Source organism: Flavobacterium sp. TMP13 (genome assembly GCF_050847115.1).
Taxonomy (GTDB): Bacteria; Bacteroidota; Bacteroidia; order Flavobacteriales; family Flavobacteriaceae; genus Flavobacterium.
This window is the reverse complement of sequence record NZ_CP193656.1, coordinates 2,249,801-2,270,967: the sequence shown is the minus strand read 5'-3', so window position 1 is coordinate 2,270,967 and position 21,167 is coordinate 2,249,801. Positions and strand designations below refer to the sequence as shown.

General features: G+C 36.4%; 21 protein-coding genes. 9 read left to right on the top strand and 12 right to left on the bottom strand.

The window, feature by feature from the left end:
• The first annotated feature begins 21 nt into the window (after positions 1–21).
• From ACRASX_RS09885 to ACRASX_RS09845, 9 genes are all read left to right on the top strand, one after another.
• Positions 22–459, top strand: coding sequence for a 3-hydroxyacyl-ACP dehydratase FabZ family protein (locus ACRASX_RS09885; protein WP_432221082.1), 438 nt, complete (start codon positions 22–24; stop codon positions 457–459).
• Complete coding sequence (locus ACRASX_RS09880; protein WP_066306962.1) at positions 456–1,739, top strand: beta-ketoacyl-[acyl-carrier-protein] synthase family protein; 1,284 nt, start codon at positions 456–458, stop codon at positions 1,737–1,739. The genes ACRASX_RS09885 and ACRASX_RS09880 overlap by 4 nt, the downstream gene beginning before the upstream one ends.
• On the top strand, positions 1,736–1,990 hold the full coding sequence (locus tag ACRASX_RS09875) for an acyl carrier protein (RefSeq protein WP_066306963.1): 255 nt from the start codon (positions 1,736–1,738) through the stop codon (positions 1,988–1,990). Before ACRASX_RS09880 ends, ACRASX_RS09875 begins: the two co-directional genes overlap by 4 nt.
• Complete coding sequence (locus ACRASX_RS09870) at positions 1,987–2,481, top strand: 4'-phosphopantetheinyl transferase superfamily protein (RefSeq protein WP_066306964.1); 495 nt, start codon at positions 1,987–1,989, stop codon at positions 2,479–2,481. The genes ACRASX_RS09875 and ACRASX_RS09870 overlap by 4 nt, the downstream gene beginning before the upstream one ends.
• 128 nt (positions 2,482–2,609) lie before the next feature.
• Complete coding sequence (locus ACRASX_RS09865) at positions 2,610–2,972, top strand: hypothetical protein (RefSeq protein WP_066306966.1); 363 nt, start codon at positions 2,610–2,612, stop codon at positions 2,970–2,972.
• A 157-nt stretch (positions 2,973–3,129) separates the two neighbouring features.
• Positions 3,130–3,489 carry a heavy-metal-associated domain-containing protein gene (locus ACRASX_RS09860; RefSeq protein WP_432221081.1) on the top strand — a complete coding sequence of 120 codons (360 nt, stop codon included), beginning with the start codon at positions 3,130–3,132 and terminating at the stop codon, positions 3,487–3,489.
• Between the two features lie 34 nt (positions 3,490–3,523).
• Positions 3,524–4,009 carry a TlpA family protein disulfide reductase gene (locus tag ACRASX_RS09855; protein WP_432221080.1) on the top strand — a complete coding sequence of 162 codons (486 nt, stop codon included), beginning with the start codon at positions 3,524–3,526 and terminating at the stop codon, positions 4,007–4,009.
• A gap of 1 nt (position 4,010) precedes the next feature.
• On the top strand, positions 4,011–4,538 hold the full coding sequence (locus tag ACRASX_RS09850) for a heavy-metal-associated domain-containing protein (protein WP_432221079.1): 528 nt from the start codon (positions 4,011–4,013) through the stop codon (positions 4,536–4,538).
• Positions 4,538–5,344, top strand: a complete 807-nt coding sequence (locus ACRASX_RS09845) for a hypothetical protein (protein WP_432221078.1) — start codon at positions 4,538–4,540, stop codon at positions 5,342–5,344. The genes ACRASX_RS09850 and ACRASX_RS09845 overlap by 1 nt, the downstream gene beginning before the upstream one ends.
• 151 nt (positions 5,345–5,495) lie before the next feature.
• Here the strand turns inward: ACRASX_RS09845 and ACRASX_RS09840 are convergent, their stop codons facing one another.
• From ACRASX_RS09840 to ACRASX_RS09785, 12 genes are all read right to left on the bottom strand, one after another.
• Positions 5,496–5,816 (bottom strand): four-helix bundle copper-binding protein, encoded by a 321-nt coding sequence (locus ACRASX_RS09840; RefSeq protein WP_432221077.1) that lies wholly within the window; start codon positions 5,814–5,816, stop codon positions 5,496–5,498.
• Between the two features lie 192 nt (positions 5,817–6,008).
• A complete protein-coding gene (locus tag ACRASX_RS09835) occupies positions 6,009–6,629 on the bottom strand; it encodes a redoxin family protein (protein WP_432221076.1) in 621 nt (206 codons plus the stop codon).
• Positions 6,630–6,783: 154 nt separating this feature from the next.
• Positions 6,784–7,878, bottom strand: a complete 1,095-nt coding sequence (locus ACRASX_RS09830; protein WP_432221075.1) for an efflux RND transporter periplasmic adaptor subunit — start codon at positions 7,876–7,878, stop codon at positions 6,784–6,786.
• Between the two features lie 16 nt (positions 7,879–7,894).
• Positions 7,895–11,053 carry an efflux RND transporter permease subunit gene (locus ACRASX_RS09825; RefSeq protein ID WP_432221074.1) on the bottom strand — a complete coding sequence of 1,053 codons (3,159 nt, stop codon included), beginning with the start codon at positions 11,051–11,053 and terminating at the stop codon, positions 7,895–7,897.
• Positions 11,054–11,063: 10 nt separating this feature from the next.
• On the bottom strand, positions 11,064–12,443 hold the full coding sequence (locus ACRASX_RS09820; RefSeq protein ID WP_432221073.1) for a TolC family protein: 1,380 nt from the start codon (positions 12,441–12,443) through the stop codon (positions 11,064–11,066).
• Positions 12,444–12,555: 112 nt separating this feature from the next.
• Positions 12,556–12,957, bottom strand: a complete 402-nt coding sequence (locus tag ACRASX_RS09815) for a hypothetical protein (RefSeq protein ID WP_432221072.1) — start codon at positions 12,955–12,957, stop codon at positions 12,556–12,558.
• Positions 12,958–13,216: 259 nt separating this feature from the next.
• On the bottom strand, positions 13,217–14,881 hold the full coding sequence (locus tag ACRASX_RS09810; RefSeq protein WP_066306985.1) for a sodium/sugar symporter: 1,665 nt from the start codon (positions 14,879–14,881) through the stop codon (positions 13,217–13,219).
• A 34-nt stretch (positions 14,882–14,915) separates the two neighbouring features.
• Positions 14,916–15,929: a UDP-glucose 4-epimerase GalE gene (galE, locus tag ACRASX_RS09805; RefSeq protein WP_432221071.1), complete on the bottom strand. Its 1,014-nt coding sequence runs from the start codon at positions 15,927–15,929 to the stop codon at positions 14,916–14,918.
• A 115-nt stretch (positions 15,930–16,044) separates the two neighbouring features.
• Positions 16,045–17,100, bottom strand: a complete 1,056-nt coding sequence (locus tag ACRASX_RS09800; protein ID WP_432221070.1) for a UDP-glucose--hexose-1-phosphate uridylyltransferase — start codon at positions 17,098–17,100, stop codon at positions 16,045–16,047.
• Positions 17,101–17,104: 4 nt separating this feature from the next.
• Complete coding sequence (gene galK, locus ACRASX_RS09795; RefSeq protein ID WP_432221069.1) at positions 17,105–18,271, bottom strand: galactokinase; 1,167 nt, start codon at positions 18,269–18,271, stop codon at positions 17,105–17,107.
• Positions 18,272–18,292: 21 nt separating this feature from the next.
• The gene (locus ACRASX_RS09790; RefSeq protein WP_066306992.1) at positions 18,293–19,267 is read right to left on the bottom strand and encodes an aldose epimerase family protein; all 975 of its coding nucleotides are present in this window, start codon (positions 19,265–19,267) and stop codon (positions 18,293–18,295) included.
• Between the two features lie 299 nt (positions 19,268–19,566).
• Positions 19,567–21,165 (bottom strand): sulfatase, encoded by a 1,599-nt coding sequence (locus ACRASX_RS09785; RefSeq protein WP_432221068.1) that lies wholly within the window; start codon positions 21,163–21,165, stop codon positions 19,567–19,569.
• Positions 21,166–21,167: the final 2 nt, after the last annotated feature.

The window sequence follows — 21,167 nt, the reverse complement described above, 5'->3', positions numbered from 1 at the left end:
ACTCTTAAACTTAATAGTAATATGAATTTAAACAATATTTTAAAACAACTGCCGTACAGCAAACCCTTTTTATTTGTAGATGAGTTGCTGCATGCTGATGAAAACGGAGTTACAGGAACCTACACTTTTGATGAAAATTTAGATTTTTACAAAGGTCACTTCAAGGACAATCCGGTAACACCGGGAGTAATTTTAACCGAAACAATGGCACAAATCGGAATGGTTTGCTTGGGTATTTATTTACTCAATAATAACCTAAAACAAAATACTGTTATCGCTTTTACTTCAGCCGATGTGCAGTTTTTAAAACCCGTATATCCGAAAGAAAAAGTTACAGTAACCTCACAAAAGACATTTTTTAGATTTGGAAAATTAAAATGCGATGTAGTGATGAAAAATGAAGCCGGACAAGAAGTTTGTAAAGGGGTTTTATCAGGAATGATAACCACAAAATTATGAGTAAAAGAGTTGTAATTACAGGACTAGGTGTTGCTGCTCCTAACGGGGTCGGTGTCTCTGCGTTTACTCATGCCCTAAAAAATGGTATTTCAGGCATCAGACATGATTCGCAATTACAAGAATTACAGTTTTCTTGCCAGATTGCTGGTAAACCTGAAATAACTGAGGATATCAAATCAAACTATTTTACAGATTTAGAACTTAGAGGTTTTAACAGCACTGGAATTTTATATGGTGTTATTGCGGGTATGGAAGCTTGGAAGAACAGTGGTTTGCCTATAGGGCATAATATTGACCCCGATTGGGAAAGCGGAACTATCTTTGGCTCTGGAACTTCGGGAATTGATAAATTTCGCGAAAGCATTTATAAAATAGACGATTTGCAAACGCGACGATTGGGCAGTACTGTCGTTGCACAAACTATGAACAGCGGAATTAGTGCCTATCTCGGCGGTAAACTAGGATTGGGCAATCAAGTAACTACCAATTCATCGGCTTGTGCAACGGGCACCGAAGCTATAATGATGGCTTATGATCGCATACAATCAGGTCAAGCCCAACGAATATTAGCTGGAAGTACTGGCGATAGCGGACCGTATATTTGGGCTGGTTTTGATGCGTTGCGAGTTTGCAGTTCCAAATACAATGATCATCCGGAACAAGGCTCTCGCCCAATGAGTACTACTGCGGCAGGTTTTGTTCCTGGAAGCGGAGCTGGTGCATTAGTTATAGAGGATTTGGATAGCGCCTTAAAACGGGGTGCTACAATTTATGCTGAAATACTTGGTGGTCATGTAAATTCTGGCGGACAACGTGGCAGCGGAAGTATGACTGCCCCTAATAGTGTTGCCGTTCAGCGTTGCATTACTCAGGCACTACAAAGTTCTGGTATCGAAGCAGATGCTATTGATGCAATAAACGGACATCTAACTGCTACAACAAAAGACGGGCTGGAGATTGAGAATTGGACCAAAGCACTAAACAGAAGCGGTCTTGACTTTCCTTATATAAACTCCTTAAAAAGCATGACGGGCCACTGTCTTAGTGCTGCAGGAAGTATAGAAAGTGTGGCAACTGTATTGCAATTGCATGAAGGATTTTTATTTGGCAACTTAAATTGCGATGATCTTCATCCAGAAATTACTGCTTTAATAGATGCATCTCGAGTACCAATAAAGACTAAGAACATCGATTTAAACATTATTGCCAAAGCAAGCTTTGGTTTTGGTGATGTAAATGCGTGTATTATATTTAAAAAATTTGAAACTGAACTAAGATGAATAAAGAAGACCTAATTGCTAAATTAAAAGTTATTATAAAGCCCTACACTACCAATATAGAAGCTTATGATAACCTAACGGAAGACACCGATTTTATAAACGATCTCAACATTAATTCAGCAAACCTTGTTGATATTATATTGGATATTGAGGAAGCTTTTGATGTCGTTATAGATAATACCGATATGGAACAAATGCTAGATGTAAAACGATCTGTAGCAATTATTGAAACTAAATTGGCGGCAAAGTGATCGGAAACGATATTGTAGATATTGTACAAGCACGGAAAGAAAGCAACTGGCAACGCAAAGGTTTTTTACAAAAAATATTTACTGCAAATGAACAGTTGCTCATTGCACAAAGTACCACGCCTGAAATCACGGTTTGGCTGCTTTGGAGTATGAAAGAAGCAGCATATAAAATTTACAACCGACAAACAACGATTCGAGCATTTATTCCAACAAAGCTAGAGTGCTGTCTCCTTTCAGATAATGTTACTACTAAAACGGGGAGAGTACTTTGTTTCGGCACTATGTATTACACCAAATCGACGGTCATGAATGATGTGATTCATACTATTGCAGTCAGTTATTTAAAAGATTTAAATAATATAATTGAAATTGAAAACAAAAACATCATCAAAGATAAATATGGTATTCCTTATTTATCCACCGCTATTCTTCAGGATGTTTCTATTAGTCATCATGGTAAGTTTGAAAAAGTGGTTGTAATTTGCAACTAGATGATTCAACTTTCAAAGAGCCCCCTTGCGAAATTAGTATCTAAATGTGATTTAGTATTTATTTAATATCTATTTTATAATAAAATTAACGACAAACAATAAAATACAATAGTAACTTTGCAATTGAAATGACAAAAAACATCTACATATTATTAATTCTCACTTTTGGTCTGATTTTGGGACCAACGCAATCTTTTGCGCACAAAAGTAAGGTTGTAATGGATTGTTGTCAAAAGGAATCAACTGATTCTGGAAAATCATGTTGTAGCGAAAAGCAATCTAAGGAAACCAATCACAATTGTGACAGCAGTTGCTCAGGAGCTTCTTGTGCTTGTCCTGTTGTTTATTCTGGTTTCACTATGGTCTTCAATTTTCAGGAAGAGAATAAATCTCTCTTTGATTTTCCAGAAACTACTGCAAATTATTATTATACAGAAATCGGAGCTTCTTCTGATTTTCATTCGATCTGGCTTCCACCTAAATTGAGCTAGAATTTATTTCATTGACTGCTGTAAAAGCGTCAAATTCATGCCTGACCTAGGCAAAAAAAATCACTTAATAATACATCCGTTTCAATTTCAAAATTAGTTTACTATACTATTTTTGCGCTTGTTCAATCGGATCAATTCATACCTAAATTTAAATAAAATGAAATCAATATATAAATTATTGATGGCAATAACACTATTGCTATCTGTTACTTTAACTAACGCACAAAGCAAAAATAATGTTACTGAAAGTGTAAAAATCAATGGCAACTGCGGCATGTGCAAAAAGACCATCGAAACGGCTGCGAACAATAAAACAGCAAATTTAACTTGGGACGTAGACTCGAAAATTGCTACGGTTACTTACGATTCTAAAAAAACAACTTTAGATGAAATTTTAAAACGAGTAGCTAATGTTGGGTATGATAATGAAAAATTTACAGCGCCAACTACTGCCTATAACAAATTGCCAGGATGTTGTCAATACGATAGAGAGCCTGCCACAGAAACGGATAAATAATTCCGTTTTTTCTTTCATTTAAAAGTAACACTTTATGTTTTCAATAAAAAATAGTTTTGCGGTATTGGTTCTCCTATTTAGCTTTTCATTGGCAAATGCACAATTGAAGATAGGAGACCAATTACCCGATCTTCAATTACAAAATGACAAAAATAGTACAGTCAAACTAAATTCCTTTACAGGGAAAGTGGTCTTGGTAGATTTTTGGGCTTCTTGGTGTGGTCCTTGTCGATTAGCAAATAAAAATTTAGTAAAAATCTACGACAACTATAAATCTGAAAAATTTGAAATTGTAGGTATATCGATCGATACTGATCAAGCCAAATGGCTAAAAGCCATTGAAAAAGACAAACTAAAAAACACGCAATTAATTGACAATAATGGATTTGACTCGAAATCTGCAGTACTTTTTGGCGTAGATGCCTTGCCTGCAGCGTACCTTTTTGATGCATCAGGAACACTGATAGCTCTCAATCCAACCGAAGTTGAAATCATTGCACAAATCAAAAAAAATAATTAATATGAAATTCTCAAATATAAAATTCTTAACATTAACGCTCTTAGTTGTCTTAACAAGCTTCCAATCGTATGCACAAATCAATAAAGCAGAGATCATTGCGACAGGATTAACCTGCTCGATGTGCTCTAACGCAATAAACAAGCAGTTAAAATCAATAACTGAAGTTGATAGTGTAGGCACCGATTTAAACACAAATACCTTTACTGTCTACTTTAAAAAAAATACAGTATTGCAGCCTAAAGTATTAAAAAACGCAGTCGAAAAAGCAGGCTTTTTTGTGGGTTCAATGGTAGTAACTATGAAAACAGATCCTTCTAAAATTCAAAATAATTCGGTAAAAACGGATGCTGGAACTTTTATCTTTATCGATGCTAAAAATCCTATTACGTCTACGGAAGCTTCGTACCAAGTTTTAGACAAAGGTTTTGTAACTCAAAAAGAATATAAAAAATTAGCTAAAACCTATGCTAAAAAAGATACATACAATGTCGAAAACGAAAATGATTACCATTTAAAATCTATTAAATAATGAGGTATTTATCAGTCGTTTTTATACTGTTTATTTCACTGCAAATAGACGCACAAGAGCTGTTTGTAATGACAGAACCTGCCAGTAATGCTCCCGCAGGTTCTATTGGAGCGCGTCTTGGTCAGTCTTTATTGAAAAATAAAGTAAATGGTGGTAGTACTTACAGTGTAGCGCCAGAAGTTACTTGGGGAATCAACAAAAATGTAATGGTTCGCGCTTCTTCCTATTTTGATGATATGAACGATGGGCTTGATTACAGAGGAGCTGGTTTGTATGCCAAATACCGTTTTTTCTCTGTAGACGATCTGCAGAGTCATTTCAGAATGGCAGCTTACGGTCGCTACAGTTGGAACAACGCTGAAATTAAGCAGGAAGCCATCGATATGAACGGAATGAATAGCGGTTACGAAGCTGGATTAGTAGCAACTCAATTGATTAAAAAAGTGGCAATTAGTTCTTCTGTGAGTTATAGTCAAGCTTTTAACAATGGAGATTACTCTTTTCCAAACAACCACGGCAAGCGAGCTGTGAACTATACTTTGTCGGCTGGACGTTTAATGTATCCTAAAAAATACACCAGCTTTAAGCAAACCAACATTAACACGATGTTAGAATTTGTTGGGCAGACGATTACAGAAAATGGTCAATCGTATTTGGATGTCGTGCCTTCTGTTCAATTCATCATCAACAGTCAGGCTAGAATTGACTTGGCGTACAAAAAAGAATTGTACAGCTCGATGAGCCGCATCAATACTGACGGTGTTTTCTTAAAATTAGAATATACATTTTTTAACGTTACCCAATAAGATATGCAGATTAGTTACGTTCAATTAAAAAATGGGTTCGAAAATGGTTTGACTAACTATCAGTAATTTCTAAAACAAAAAAAGCTGTCCAATTATTTTTGGACAGCTTTTTTATTTTAAACTTAAAATTAAATAATTTAAAAATTGAGTTTTATTTTAAGTAAGCTTCGCAAGCTGCTTCGCATGCTCTGCACGCTGCTGCGCAATCTTTACAATGTTGATGGTCGTGTTGTTCGCATTCCTCTGCACATTTTTTACAGATTTCAAGACATGCTTGCACTAGTGATTTTACATCTTCGTAATTTCCTGCCAGCAGTTTTGCTGTTGTAGCGCAAATTTCTGCACAAGCTATGTCTGTTTTAATGCAATTGACCATCATTTTTACGTGATCTTCATCCAGACAAGCATCTGCACAATAGTTACAATGCATCGCACAATTATTTAAAGCCTCAATCAATTTTGTATTTTTCATATCTAACCTATTTAAAATTAATAAAATTTGAAACCTTCCTAATTAGAAAAGGCTTCTTAATAATTTTTAAGGTATTGACTTTACGTTTAGTAAACTGTTCTAAAAAATATTATTTTTAACTCATTTGCTATTTCTTCAATATGCTTTCGCAGAATTTAAGCTAGTTAAAGCATTGATTTCGAATTCACTATTTTATTCAGCAAGCATTTTTTCGATCTGAAGATGAAAGTTTTTAGCATCATAATTAGCAAAGCCAGTATGGCGCATTCGCACTATTCCATTTTTATCTAAAATGACCGAAGTCGGTAAAGAACCCGAATAAATTTCTTTAGGTACAGCGGATGTCGCTTGAGCAATTGGCAGCGAATAGTTTTTCTTATCATAAAATTGTTGTCCGATCTTAATGTCATCGTCCATATTAATCATTAAAAACACCATCTTATCATTGTTTTTAAACTTAGAATGGAATTTTTCTATCGAAGGGAATTCGGCAATGCAAGGTGGACACCAAGAAGCCCAAAAGTTAATAAAAACTACTTTTCCCTTTAAGTCGGCTGTGTTTTTTATGTTTCCTTCATAATCCTCGAAGTCAAAATGATTTTTAAGTTCGTTATCGGTCGAATTAACCGAAGAAACTTCAGCGTTAAAAATTCCAGTAAAAAGTAACTGTTTGATCAGAAAAGATTTTGCATCTGGACTAAAAATCAGCAGGCCAAAAACAAGTACCATTAAGATTGTCGGTACTTTTTTCTTTACTTTTTCCCAAGTTGATAATGCAATAGGTTTTTTCTCGTTTGTATTTTTTTCAATCATTATAAATATTTTTAAATTCTATTTTTTTTGAATACAATTATTAATTATACCTTTTGTTAGGTTGAGCGCAGTCAAAACCCTATTTATAAGTAACCTACACTATCGACTGCGCTCGATTTGAAAACAATAAAACCTTATTTTCAAAAATTAATTATTAAATCTTTCCTTCTTTCATTTCTTCTGAAGGCTTCAAAAGTATCAGATCTTGATCTGAAAAATCACCGAATACTTCCGATATGGTATCCAATTTTATGCCTTCGGTGATCGGAACTTTTTTTATCTCATTATCGTTAAAGGTAAGCACAAAATTACCGCGTTGCGTATTTAAAATACTTTCGTTTTTGACCCAATAGGAGGGTGCTTTGCGTTGCAATTTCAAATTGACTTGGGCGTAATCGCCACCTTGCAATTCTCCTGAAGGATTGTCGACGTCAAACTCTATGGTCAATGATCGATCGGCTTTGTTTAAGAATCCTGAACTGCGCGATAGTTTCGTTTTAAATGTTTTTCCGGGTTGCGAACTGATCGTGAATGTAGCCGGCATTCCGTCAGTGATTGACGCTGCATGTTTTTCGGGTAGCGAAACGGTCAAACGCAAACGGTTTCCTTGTGCAATCATAAACAATGGCACTCCTGAACCCGATCCAGCAAGCGCTCCAACCGATACATTTCTAGCTGTAATAATGCCGTCAAAAGGTGCTGTAATTCTCAAGTATTTTTGCAATTGTGCAGATCCTGCTGTTCCAGCACTTGCACTTCTGTACGCTGCTTGCGCACTTTCCATAGCGCTTTTAGATCGTTCTACTTCAATCGCTGCAACAGCTCCTGCAGTTTTCGAAGCCTCTAACATTCGGTCGTGCGCTTGCTTGGCATACAAATAATCGCTTTTAATTTTTTGTTCAGAAGATTGATCGGAAATGTACTTTTGATTCATTTCCGGTGCAACAAGCTCGGCCAACAACTGGCCTTTTTTTACTTTTTGGCCACGTTCTACAAAAAGCTTTTGTACAAATCCACTCACTCTAGCGTAAACCGCTACTTCCTCATACGGTTGCAATTCTGCCGGCAAGGATAGTTCGTATTCAGGCTTTATAAACTGGATAACTTCTGTTTTATGACTTTGTAATTTTGCCGTTGGCGCTTTCTCAACTTCCGCTTTAACTTCGTTCTTATCCGAACAAGCGGCAAGAAAGAGCAAAGTAAAGACTGCAATTGCGATCATTTTTATTTTTTGATTTATAGTGTCCATTTTTTAGGTATTAAAGTTATTTGATAAAATATTGACTTTCCTCATCATCTGGATCAAGGGAAGGATTCACAACTGCCGTTTTTGACAACATGGATGCAAAGAAATGCGGTACCAATAATAATATGGTAGCAGTAGACGCTATTAAACCACCAATCACGGCGCGAGCCAAAGGTGCCACTTGTTCGGCGCCATCACCAATTCCGATTGCCATTGGTAACATTCCTGCTAACATTGCTGCAGCTGTCATTAATATTGGTCTAAGTCTAGATGATGCTGCTAAACGCGCTGCATTTGCAGGTTTCAGCAACAAGTCTTTTCGATAATATTCGGCTTGATTGACCAGCAAAACAGCATTAGAAACCGAAACACCAATCGACATAATGATTCCCATGTACGATTGTAAATTGAGTGTACTTTGCGTTAGAAATAAAATCAGCAAGCTTCCTGCAATAACGGCGGGAACCACCGATAAAATAATAAGCGGCACTTTATACGATTGATAATAAGCGGCCAACATTAAAAATATAGCTATAATTGCCACGCCTAAACCAGCTAATAAATTGCTCAATGTTTCGTCTAAAAGTTTAATAGTTCCTTCGGTCCAGACAGTAACGCCTCGCGGTGGCTCACCCACATCTTTAATTCCTTTTTTTACCGCACCAGAAGCAGTTCCCAAATCTTTGCCGTGCAAATTCGCAATTATGGTTACATAACGATTGGCTCCTTTTCGGTTTACTTGGGCGGGAGAACTTACTCTTTTTATGGTGGCCACATCCTCTAAAACAGGTCTCAAACTACCTTTCTTTAAAGGCAATGCTCTGAGATTTTGTTCTGATGACATAATGGCTTCTGGAATTTGAACCTGCACCTGAAAAACAAGTCCCGATTTTGGGTCAATCCAAAGATTTTTATCGGTGAAACGAGTCGATGACGTGGCCGTCACTAAGCTTTTGGTAATTTCTTGAACTGTTAAGCCAAATTGCCCAGCGAGATCACGATTGATTTCAATTTCTAGCGTAGGATAAGCAACAGGTTCTGCAATGCGAACGTCTCGCAAGTAGGGAATTGCTTTTAAATTGGCTTCAATTTTCTTCGCAAAAGCAACAGCACCTTTTAATTGTCCAGCGCCCACTTTTACTTCAATCGGAGTCATAGCGCCTTGACCCATAATTTTCTCAGTAAGTTCCATCGGTTCAAAATTAATCGCCACAGCTGGATGACTTTTTTGAAGTTTTATTCTAATTTCTTCTTTTAAATCTTGAATTGATCCAGAATACAAGTCTTGGTTTACCGATACTTGCAAAATGGCCTCGTGAGAAGCATTGGTAAAGGTAAATATTGGATTGATGGGTGAAGTTGCAGGTTGTATTCCAACAAAAGCCGAAGATATAGCCACTCCATTTTCTGGAAGTTGTGTTTTAATCTCTTCTAAAATTTCTTTTACAATTCGCTCTGTTTTTTCCAACCTACTTCCTGTTGGCGCTTGAATGCGGAGTTGGAAATCACCACTATTGGATACCGGCATTACATCTGTTCCTACATTGGGCAGCAACAATGCAATTATACCTACAGCTACAAAAATATAAAGTATAAAAAGCGACATCGATCTTGTGGACCACTTGCGCATTCGATACGAATAATTGACACGAAATTTATCAAAGAAAGCACGTTTGCGAGGTGTATTTGCCACCTCATTTTTCTTCATTTTCATCATCCAGTTGGCCAGAATTGGCACAAAGGTTTGAGAAGCAATAAAAGAAGCCACCATCGCAAAAGCTACTGCCATCGATAAAGGCATAAACATGTCTTTTGGAATCCCCGTCATAATAAAAGCAGGCGTTAAAACTGCTAGAATACAAAGTAAAATAAGGAGTTTCGGAATCGAAATTTCAACCAAAGCGTCACTAATAGCACGCTGTTTGGGTTTTCCCATTTCCATGTGTTGGTGGATATTTTCAATGGTGACGGTGGCTTCATCTACTAAGATCCCGATCGAAAGTGCCAAACCGCTCAAGGTCATAATGTTGATTGTTTCTCCTAAAAAATAAAGCGCAGCAACCGCACTTAAAATCGCAATGGGAATGGTGAGCACCACAATTAGTGCGCCTCTAGAATCTCCCAAAAACAATAAAATAACCAATCCTGTAAATACTGCTCCCAATAATCCTTCGTGGATTAAATTAGATAGCGAACTTTCGATGTACTTGGATTGGTCAAATTCGTATTTTATATTCACATCTTCAGGAAGTTGATCCTTCAGCATTGGCAAAGCTTCTTTCAAATTTTTAACAGCTTCTAGTGTCGAAGCATCCGCTTTTTTTATAATGGGAAGATAAACAGACCGTTTGCCGTTGATGAGTGCATAACCAACCGTTTGATCTGCGCCATCTTGCACATTGGCTACATCTCTGATATAGATGGTGCGCGAATCGTTCGTTTTAATGGGTGTGTTTAAAAATTCTTCGGGACTTTTTGCAATAGAATTAATAGGTGCCATTAAGTTTTCATCGCCAATGCGAATGTTTCCTGCTGGCGACGGTAAACTGTTTTTAGTGATTGCAATAGTAATTTCTTCGGCACTCAAACCGTTGGCTTGCATGGCTTGTGGATCAATATTAACAATAATAGAACGTGCGTTTCCGCCAAATGGAGCTGGCGCAGTAATGCCAGGAATGGCCACAAACATTGGGCGTATTTTGGTAAGTACCAAAGTCTGAATTTCATTAATAGAGCGCTCGTCACTTTCAAAAACCAACTGTCCAACAGGCAAGGAACTTCCGTCAAAACGAACTACCATAGGCGGTACGGCACCTGGCGGGAGGAATCCCATTGCTCTAGACACTGAAGTCGAAACCTCTCCAGCAGCTTGCGCCATATTAGTTCCTGGATAAAAAGTCAATTTCATTAAGGTTAGACCTTGAATACTTTTGAAGTCCATGCTTTTTACTCCGCCAACAAAAAGGAGTACTTTTTGAAATTCATTGGCCATAAAACCGTCCATATAAGCAGGTGATAGTCCGCCGTAAGGCATGGCGATATACATGGCTGGAAGTTCAACTTCGGGAAATATATCTACGTTTATTTTTTTTATTGCTGCAAAGGACAAGAAGACAATGGCAGCCACAGCCACAATTACCGATATGGGTCTTCTTAATGCAAATTGTATTAAGTTCATCTAAATTGATTTAAAGATTAGTGAAGAGAAAATTAAAATCTGAAGTCAATTCTGCTTCATAAGCGACCAACATCCAATAGTCTCGCGATGCTTCTAAATGCTGATTTTCTGCCACTTCAAATAAAAGTTGAATTTGCAACAGTTCATTCAGCGCAATAAGTCCGCTCTTGTAACGTGACAAATACATATTGTATGCATCATCGGCTTGTTTTACTGCTGTGGTGGTTTTTTCAATTTGTTTAAATTGTTGACTAATTTGCACTTGTGCCGCCGTTAAATCTGCTTGCATTGCTTGCTGGTATTGGACATGAAGATGCGCCACACTTTCCGCTTCTTTGCTAAAACGGTTGCTTCTATAGTTGTTGGCGAGCACATTGGTAATATTCCATGTGATTCCAACTCCAGCTAAAAAATTATTGGCATTATTAGAAAAACCATCTTCCCATTTCCCAGAAACATAACCGTTGTCATTGATGCTACTTCCTTTGTATGACAAGCCTCCCAAAAAATGAACGGATGGTAAAGAAGCGCTTTTTTCGACTGCACTTTTAGATCTGTAAAATTCGGTTTGATTTTTTAAAGTCGCCAGAACAGGATGCGAATTATCTATTATTGCAGTCCGTTTTTCGATGTAAACCATAGGTTTAGCAAAATGCGACAACGAACTATTGAACTGTATCACTTCCTTACCAGAAAGTTCTTGAAGTTTAATAAGCGCAGCACTACTGTTTCCTTCCAATTTATCATTTTGTGCGAGTGATTGTGTATAGGCAGATGAAGACAACAAACTATCGGCAGCAGGTTTTAATCCCGCTTTTGATAAACCTGAAGTAATCAACCGAATCTCATCTAATCGTTCGAGCGTTTTTTCATTCCACGATAGTTTTGTTTTGTTGTATAAGAGTTTGATATACCTTTCGGATAAAAGCTTTTTAAGCGTGAGCACATAAGTCTCTTTTTCGCTGCTTGCTTTATTGGTTAACGATCGCGCCGCTTGGGTTTCATTTTGAAGTTTCCCAAAAGAAAAAACTTCCCAATCTACCACAGCAGATCCAAATGAATTGGAAGAAAGCGAAGCGCCATGCAAGGAAGCATCGCCACTCACATTAAAAAATCCAGCTTGCGGGAAAAATGCACCGCCAGCTCCATTATACGTTCCGTAGCTACTTTGTGCTTGTGCTTTGATTTGCGGAAGGCGATTGGATTGTACCGCGCGCTCATTCAAGGCAGCAGCATCAGTAGCAGTTTGTTTGGCTTTAATTCCGGCGTAATTTTCGGCTACGTTTCGCCACAAATCAGCTAAATTGTTAGAAGATTGTTGGGCATATAAGGGAACTGTTATTCCCGTGACTAGCCACAGGAATGTGACCGCCAATACTAATTTGACCATACTAAATAATAGTTTTTGAGATCAGAATTTGATCATCTAATTAAAAAATTGATGTACTGAAAGATGCCTTTTCAGAAGAATTTTGAAAGGCACAACTAAAACTACTATTTTATCAAATGATGAGTTTGCGGTACAGCAGGAAAATCGGAAAAGAATCCGTGATTTTTAAGCTATTGTAGCGGGGATGTTTTCTTTTTTCAATTTCATAAACAGAAAAAAGAAGCATTACAATTGCACTTAAAGTGACAATTGCTACTAAATTTGAAGAAAGTAATGTGATTTTTGGAGATTGCGATACATCAGCATTAAAAGCGTTCGCACAAAGATCAGATAGAGCAGTAGAAAATAAAGTAACTCTTTGGTTTCCATTTTGCTCGATTGCGATTGGAATTCCTAAAATTTCTTTTATTTCATTCTTTACAGAACAAGTAGAAAAAAGCACCACAGTTACTGCGACAATTGAAAATAAATGTCGCAACAAGGATTTCGTTCTATTTTGTAAACACTTGTTCATTGTTGCGAAGATATGTTTAATGTTTGCAAGCGCAAAAAAAACAGCACTTAAACAACTAATTTTAACTTCTAGTTAACTTCTTTTATATCGTACAGATAAAAATTCAAAGCAAAATAATCTTAAAAAAAAATCTACTAACCAAGAGATTCATCAAACCAAAAATTTTAAAATAAAGACAAATAAAAAGGAGCCATTACAGCTCCTTTTTTGGCTAACCAAACCAACCTAAGTTTAGAAGTGTGGAATTCTAAACGTATTTTTATTTCCAAAAAACAGCATATACTGCTACTAAAATGATCATGATAGCAAAAGCACAAATGTTGAATAATGGAGATGTTTTAAATAAACTCTTACTTAATGTAATTGCCTTAGGATCATTAACTCCTTTGTTCTGAGTTAAGCTTATTACTGCAATAATGATCATGGTAAGAACTGCTGTTATTCCCATTTGATCCATCCACGGTAGTGTAGGGAAAATGTTTTCAAGACCTGATCCTGAAACCCAACCTTTTGGACCAATTTTAAAGAACATTGCGATAGGAATAGAAAGCAAAGCGCCCCAAATTGCCGCCTTGTTAGTTGTTTTCTTCCAAAATAAACCTAAAAGGAAAACCGCTAAGATACCTGGGCTAACGACACCGGTATATTCTTGAATAAATTGAAACGCTTGGTCAATACCTCCTAATAAAGGAGCTGTAATTACTGCTATTAGTAAAGCAATACCTCCAGACAAACGACCCACTTTTACCAAATTCTTTTCGCTTGAATTTTTATTGATGTACTGTTTGTAAATGTCCATTGTGAAAATCGTTGACGTCGAATTTAGCATGGAGGCCAAAGACGATACAATTGCCGCCGCTAAGGCTGCAAAAGCCAATCCTTTTAAACCGGTAGGCAAAAAGTGCAACAACCACGGATACGCTCTGTCTGCTGTTCCTACACCTGGTAAATTTTCTAAAGCGGTAACACCTAATCGTGCCATTATTGCTGGATCTTTAATAATTACGTAAGCCGCAATTCCTGGAATTACAACAATAAGCGGAATAATTAATTTTAAGAAAGCGGCTAATAAAATTCCTTTTTGTGCTTCTTTTAATGATTTAGCCGCCAAAGTACGTTGAATAATGTACTGATTGAATCCCCAATAATACAAGTTGGCAACCCAAAGACCACCTACTAAAACACCAATTCCTGGTAAATTAGAGTATTCTGGACTTGACTCATCTAAAATCATTGTAAAATGATCGGGCGCCGCATTGTAAATAGCTTTCAACCCTTCAATAGCTCCTGCTCCGTTAGAAACAGTATCTAATGCCAAGTACGTAGTTACTAAACCTCCCAGTACTAAAAATATAACTTGAATAACATCAGTCCACGCTACAGCAGAAAGACCTCCGTATAAAGAATAAGCAGCTGCAAATAAGGCTAAACCAATGATGGCATAAACCATTTTTACACCCAAAATTGTTTCGATTGCTAAACCTCCTAAGTATAAAACGGTTGTTAAGTTTACGAAAACATACAAAGCGATCCAGAAAACCGCTAAAATTGTTTTTAGATTAGTTGAAAATCGCTTTTCGACAAATTGTGGAATGGTATAAATTCCCTTCTCGATAAAAATTGGCAAGAAATATTTACCTACAATGATCAACGTTAACGCAGCCATCCATTCGTAAGATGCGATTGCTAAACCTAACGCAAAACCAGATCCTGACATACCAATAAATTGTTCTGCCGAAATATTTGCTGCGATAAGTGAAGATCCAATCGCCCACCATGGTAATGACTTACTAGCCAGAAAATAATCTTCGGCGTTTTTCTCATGTCCGTCTTTATCGCGCGAAACCCATAAACCTACACCTAAAATTAATACAGCGTACGCTGCAAAAACTAAATAATCTACTAATCCAAAATGTGTTTCCATTACAATATTTTCATAAAATTAAATTCTTCTTATTTTATTTTCTAATCTTTTGTTCCCATTTCCAAGCGCTGGCCATGGCATCTTCTAAACTTAATTCTGTTTTCCAACCTAATACTTTATTGGCTTTATCTGTATTTGCATACGCTCTAGTAATATCACCTTCGCGTCTGTCTACTATTTTGTAAGCTAATTTTTGATCGCTAACTTTCTCAAAAGCCTGAATCACCTCCAACACCGAACTGCCTACGCCAGAACCTAAATTAAAAACTTCTACTTTGTCTTTATTTTTTTTATCAATCAAACGCTTTAACGCTACAACGTGGGCTTTGGCTAAATCAACGACATGTATATAATCACGAATACAAGTTCCGTCTGCGGTGTCATAATCGGCTCCATAAACTGATAATTCTTTACGCAAACCAATTCCCGTTTGAGTTATAAATGGTACTAGATTTTGAGGAACTCCCAAAGGCAATTCTCCAATTGCATTTGACGAATGCGCTCCAACTGGATTAAAATAACGCAATAAAATTGCTGACATATTAGTTACTTTCGCCGTATCAGTAATAATCTCCTCTCCCATTTGCTTGGTATTTCCATAAGGAGAAACAGCCGGCTGAATAGGTGAATTTTCATCTATTGGCATTTTTTCGGCTTGACCGTAAACCGTGCAAGAAGAGCTAAAAATAAAATTTGCTTCTGGCTTATTTTGTAGTTCTTGTAATAAATAAACTAAAGAGCTGATGTTATTTTCATAATAGTCCAACGGTTTTTCAACACTTTCGCCCACAGCTTTTGATGCTGCAAAATGAATCACATTTGATAAATCAGTATGTTTTTTAAAAAATGCCTGCACTTCTACTTTATTTCTTAAATCGATATTTTCAAAAATGGGCTCTTTACCAGTAATAGATTGAATTCCTTGCAACACATCAATCGATGAATTAGACAAATTATCTACAATAATTACCTCAAATCCTTCTTGTTGCAATTCTACCACGGTGTGGGAACCGATGAAACCTAAACCTCCTGTAACTAAGATTTTCATTGTTTTATTTTTTAATTTTTAACTATCGATTTGGCAATTCTATTGGTTCTAATTACACTAATAAACAAATACTTACATTATATATACTTAAAAATAAGCGAATAAATCCAATCTTTTATTTACTATTCAATTTATAATGTACATCTGGTAAATTGCGTAAAATTTCCGCACTTTTTTCTGCGGTAATGTCGCGCTGTGATTCACCTAACAATTCGTAACCTACCATGAATTTTTTGACTGTAGCCGAACGTAATAATGGTGGATAAAAATGCATGTGAAAATGCCATTCTGGATGGGCTTCTCCATCGGTCGGCGTTTGATGAATTCCAGAAGAATAAGGAAAAGACGTACTGAATAAATTATCGTATTTAACAGTAATTGCTTTTAAAATTGCGGCGTACGCTTTAATTTCTTCATCGGTCATATCGGTAATTTTACCAAAATGACGCTTACTTATAATCATCGTTTCATACGGCCAAATGGCCCAAAACGGAATCAACACCACGAAATACTCGTTTTCGATTACAATTCTTTCTTGCTGCTCTACTTCTTGTTTCAAATAATCTCCTAAAAGACTCGACTGATTTTCAGCGTAGTATTTTTTAAAACTTGCTTGTGTTCTAGACACTTGTGTAGGAAGTGATGACTGTGCCCATATTTGACCGTGCGGGTGCGGATTACTGCAGCCCATCACGCTTCCTTTATTTTCAAAAATTTGTACGTAATTGATAAAATCCTTTGCACCTAAAGCTGTATATTCTTGTTGCCATGTGCGTATAATATTTTCAATATCTTTTTCTTCCATTTCTGGAAGTGTTAAATCATGCCTAGGCGAGAAACAAACTACTCTCGAAATTCCGCGTTCGGGTTGCGATTTAAAAAAAGTAGGTTTTATGTCGGATTCAAAAGCTAGTTCTTCTTCTTTCATCGCGGCAAAATCATTCTCAAAAACGTAACAGTCTTTATACTCTGGATTTTGAAGTCCATTGGCTCTCACATTTCCAGGACATAAATAACATTCCGGATCGTATTTTGGTCTTTTTTCGGTAGAAATTGTTTCGTTTTGACCTTGCCACGGACGTTTCGATCGGTGTGGCGAAACCAAAACCCATTCGTCTAACAACGGATTGTATCTTCTATGTGGATCTTCGTATATATCAAATTTTTTCATTGGTTTATCCTTTATATAGTGAAGTCCCTTCACTGATTTTGACATCGTAGGCTTTCAATTCTATTCCAAATTCTTTATCGTACAATGCTGCAAATTTTTCTTTGACTGCTTCTTCTTGCCCTTTTTTGATTAAGTTGATGGTGCAACCTCCAAAGCCACCACCCATTAAACGCGAACCAATAACTGAAGCGTCATCTTTAGCATAACCAACCAAAGCATCTAGTTCTGCACAACTTACCTCGTAATCTTTAGACAAACCCTCGTGCGTGTCAAAAAGTAATTGACCTAGCACTTCAATATTTCCAGCATCCAAAGCTGCACAAGCTAGACTTACACGGGCAATTTCTTTGACCACATAATCTACCCTTTTATACACATTGGGACTTAATTTATCTTTTATTTCCACTACTTGGTCAGTGGTACAATCTCTAAAAGTTTTTAGAGATGGAAAATTTTCTTTTAGCATTTTAAAACCTTCTTCGCACTCTTCACGTCGAGTATTGTATGCCGATGTAAACAGCGAATGTTTTACGTTACTATCTAACAAAACCAAAGAGTAATCGCTAAAATTAGCGTCATGATATGAAAACTCCAACGTATTGCAATCTAACTTCATTACTTTGTCTTTTTTACCGTGAACACTGGCAAACTGATCCATAATTCCGCAATTGATGCCTACCCAATGTTCTGCTTTTTGTCCCATTAAAGCCATATCTTTTTTTGAAATTTCAAAATTAAATACGGATTTTAATCCGAAAAGAAAACCACATTCTAAAGCTGCTGAAGACGACAAACCTGAACCAATTGGAATATTACTACTAAAAGTACAATTTACTCCTTCGAAAGAAAGTCCTGCTTCTTTTAAATATTTAATAATACCTGAAAAATAATTAGTCCAGATAGCATTATTTAATTTCATTTCTGAATTTAAATCTATTTCAAATTCTTCGTCTAAATCTATTGCAAATATTTTCGACGTAGTACTGTTGTTTTTTTCAAAAGCAAAACAAATCACTTTGTCTATTGCTGCAGGTAATACGTAACCGTCATTATAATCTACGTGCTCGCCAATAATATTAATTCTACCTGGCGAAAGAACAATGGTCTTTGGTTCTGTGCCAAACTTTTCTTCAAAAGCGTTAGTAGTATTTTTTATTAAAATTTCATTCATAATATATATTTTTGGGGATCCTTATATATTTTGGAACCTGTATGTTGTTTTATGATAGTATTTTTCGCCCTTGCGCAATACTGCTGTTGGAAAATTTTTATGATTCGGTGCATCAGGAAAATTTTGCGTTTCAAAACAAATTCCGCTTAAAGCATGATACCTCGCATTTTCTTTTCCTTTGAGATCCTCAGAACAATTACCGCCCACATAAATATGAATTCCAGGTTGAGTGGTGGTAACATCCATTTGAAGTCCATTTTTCTTACTCACTAAAGTCGCCGCTACTTCTGCGTTGTCAGCCACGACAAACGTACTGTCAATAGTAGTTGGGCATTTTTTAATCGTAGAAAAATCAAACGCATGATCTTGTAAAGCAATCATTTTCCCCGATGGCACATTGTCACAATTAGTTTCTAAGACTTCCTTTGCATTGACAAATAATTCCTGATCTACAATGGCAGCATCGTGTCCTTCTAAGTTAAAATAACTGTGATGCGTTAAATTGACAATCGTGTCTTTTGATGACACTGCAGCGTACTCGATGCAAACTTCATTTTTTTCGGTTAGCGTATAAGTAACTTCAATTTGTAATTCTCCTGGAAAATTTTCTTCTAAATCTGGACTGATGTACTTAAAAGTCACGGACGGGTTTTTATCTGAATTTTGAGCGGCTATTTGCCATTCTTTTTGACTAAAACCAACAGCTCCACCATGTAGACAATTACCATGGTTATTTTGATGCAATTGATATTCTTGACCGTTTAATGAAAAAACACCTCTACTTATTCTACCGGCATATCGTCCTACTGTAGCTCCAAAATAAGGCGCTCCTGCGGAATCAAACGATTTGATATACTTTTCAATAGAATCAAATCCAAGAACTACATCTACTTTTTTGCCATTTTTTAAAGGAATTATAATAGAGGAAAGCGTTGCGCCATACCTCAACAGTGTAACGCTTATGCCATTTTGATTTGTTAAGGTATAATTATCCATTTATCGTAATACTTATTAATTTTGGCAGTGAATTAAAAAAACAAAATGTAAATAAATTAAAGAATCAATTTAAAATACGACATTTCATTAAAAACTTAAAAATACAAATCTAAAATAAAACAGTATAAATACATACTAGTACCTACCAGTTTTACAGTTGTTTTATTAAAAAAAATTTGTGCGCTTAATTAGATCCTCTTTCATACGAGAGATGACGCTCTTTTGCTAAATCTAATTTTAACGATGAAGCTGATAAAAATTAAAAGCAACGTTATCAAATTTTATTTTTTTTTTAGAAATTAATCGTTGGTAGCTTTACTATTCCACCAATCTTTATTTGGCACAAAATCCTTATTTAAAATTGCTTTGCGTTGCCTCTCTAATTCGGGAAGCATAGTATTCTCGCGCGTTTCGTACTGTTTTTGAGCTAAAACGGAATCGTAATTCGGATCTGCTTTTGGGATTTTAGCATTAGTTTCGGCTAGAAACGTATCTAACTTTGCTCTCAATTCTTGCCCTACTTTGGTGTTTTCTCTATAAACGTCTTTTTTCTCTGCAGGATCGTTTACTAAATTATAAAGCTCGTCGCGGCTATCTTCCCAATAATGAATTAGTTTCCATTCTTCTAGTCTAATACTACTAACTGGCTCACCCCCTTGATTTCCATAATGAGGATAATGCCAAAAAAGAGGCCTACTAGTTATAGTTTTCCCTTTTAAAAGTGGCACTAAACTAATGCCATCTATTTTTTGTATTGGTTTGCTTTTTAGACCCGCCAATTCAAGTATCGTAGGATAAAAATCAATGCCCGAAACAGGAAAACTTACGGTTTTAGGAGCATTTTGCATAGCAGGAAGTTTTATAAAGTACGGTTCTCTAATTCCGCCTTCCCATTGGTAGCCTTTTCCTCCTCGTAAAGGATAATTTGATGTAGAAAACGAATCACCACTTGCTACACCACCATTGTCTGACGTAAAAATCACAATCGTATTTTTATCTAAATTCAACTCTTTCAGTCTTTTCATTAGCAATCCAACAGCATCATCCATGGTTTCAACTAATCCAGCATAAATTGGATTATCCTGCTCCACTCGAATCGGCAGTACGTGTTCCATTTTATATCCAGAATCGGCAATACCTAATTTTTCAGCCTTGTCTCTGTATTTGCTCCATTTTTCTTGCGTAGTTTCTATAGGTCCATGAACGGCATAAAAAGACAAGAATGCAAAAAAGGGTTTGTTTTTATTATCGGAAATAAAATCGGCTGTTTCTTGTGCCAATCGCATCGAAAGATTCTCTCCTTTATATTTGTACGGCAATTTTGGATTTTCCCAAGGACCATAATAGCCACCCGCAGGACTACCTACTTCCCATCCTCCTTTATTGATATCAAAACCATTATTTTCAGGAGTTGAATCACCATTGCCCAAATGCCATTTTCCAGCAAAGAATGTCTTATATCCTCCTGCTCTCATCGCTTCAGCAATGGTTACATCAGTAGAAGAAAGGCCATGTTTGTAGTCTGCCGGAATTACTTTATCATTATTGCCTTGCACTCTCCAATTCGTTCCAGAAGTAGCACCAATCCAATCGGTAATTCCATGTCTTGCTGTAGATTGACCTAACATAATACTAGCTCTTGAAGGACTACATACCTGACAAGCTGCATAACCCGAAGTAAACACCACACCTTCTTTCGCAAGTTGATCTATGTTTGGTGTTTCGTAATATTTACTTCCAGAAAAACTAAGATCATTAACTCCATAGTCATCTGCCAGAATAAAGATTACGTTGGGTTTTTTGGTGCTTACAATTTCTTTGTGGTTAGTCGTTTTACAACCAAGAACTAAAGAAATCATGCAACAAATTCCCCCAAGAGTTTTAACTGTTCTTACCATAC

Excerpts from the sequence above, each read along its gene's own strand:
- ACRASX_RS09820 (WP_432221073.1), bottom strand. The coding sequence starts at position 12,443 with ATGGTCAAATTAGTATTGGCGGTCACATTCCTGTGGCTAGTCACGGGA.
- ACRASX_RS09875 (WP_066306963.1), top strand. The coding sequence starts at position 1,736 with ATGAATAAAGAAGACCTAATTGCTAAATTAAAAGTTATTATAAAGCCC.
- galK (WP_432221069.1), bottom strand. The coding sequence starts at position 18,271 with ATGAATGAAATTTTAATAAAAAATACTACTAACGCTTTTGAAGAAAAG.
- ACRASX_RS09880 (WP_066306962.1), top strand. The coding sequence starts at position 456 with ATGAGTAAAAGAGTTGTAATTACAGGACTAGGTGTTGCTGCTCCTAAC.
- ACRASX_RS09860 (WP_432221081.1), top strand. The coding sequence starts at position 3,130 with ATGAAATCAATATATAAATTATTGATGGCAATAACACTATTGCTATCT.
- ACRASX_RS09885 (WP_432221082.1), top strand. The coding sequence starts at position 22 with ATGAATTTAAACAATATTTTAAAACAACTGCCGTACAGCAAACCCTTT.
- ACRASX_RS09840 (WP_432221077.1), bottom strand. The coding sequence starts at position 5,816 with ATGAAAAATACAAAATTGATTGAGGCTTTAAATAATTGTGCGATGCAT.
- ACRASX_RS09800 (WP_432221070.1), bottom strand. The coding sequence starts at position 17,100 with ATGAAAAAATTTGATATATACGAAGATCCACATAGAAGATACAATCCG.
- ACRASX_RS09815 (WP_432221072.1), bottom strand. The coding sequence starts at position 12,957 with ATGAACAAGTGTTTACAAAATAGAACGAAATCCTTGTTGCGACATTTA.
- ACRASX_RS09830 (WP_432221075.1), bottom strand. The coding sequence starts at position 7,878 with ATGGACACTATAAATCAAAAAATAAAAATGATCGCAATTGCAGTCTTT.
- ACRASX_RS09845 (WP_432221078.1), top strand. The coding sequence starts at position 4,538 with ATGAGGTATTTATCAGTCGTTTTTATACTGTTTATTTCACTGCAAATA.
- ACRASX_RS09865 (WP_066306966.1), top strand. The coding sequence starts at position 2,610 with ATGACAAAAAACATCTACATATTATTAATTCTCACTTTTGGTCTGATT.
- ACRASX_RS09785 (WP_432221068.1), bottom strand. The coding sequence starts at position 21,165 with ATGGTAAGAACAGTTAAAACTCTTGGGGGAATTTGTTGCATGATTTCT.
- ACRASX_RS09835 (WP_432221076.1), bottom strand. The coding sequence starts at position 6,629 with ATGATTGAAAAAAATACAAACGAGAAAAAACCTATTGCATTATCAACT.
- ACRASX_RS09855 (WP_432221080.1), top strand. The coding sequence starts at position 3,524 with ATGTTTTCAATAAAAAATAGTTTTGCGGTATTGGTTCTCCTATTTAGC.
- ACRASX_RS09850 (WP_432221079.1), top strand. The coding sequence starts at position 4,011 with ATGAAATTCTCAAATATAAAATTCTTAACATTAACGCTCTTAGTTGTC.
- ACRASX_RS09790 (WP_066306992.1), bottom strand. The coding sequence starts at position 19,267 with ATGGATAATTATACCTTAACAAATCAAAATGGCATAAGCGTTACACTG.
- ACRASX_RS09825 (WP_432221074.1), bottom strand. The coding sequence starts at position 11,053 with ATGAACTTAATACAATTTGCATTAAGAAGACCCATATCGGTAATTGTG.
- galE (WP_432221071.1), bottom strand. The coding sequence starts at position 15,929 with ATGAAAATCTTAGTTACAGGAGGTTTAGGTTTCATCGGTTCCCACACC.
- ACRASX_RS09810 (WP_066306985.1), bottom strand. The coding sequence starts at position 14,881 with ATGGAAACACATTTTGGATTAGTAGATTATTTAGTTTTTGCAGCGTAC.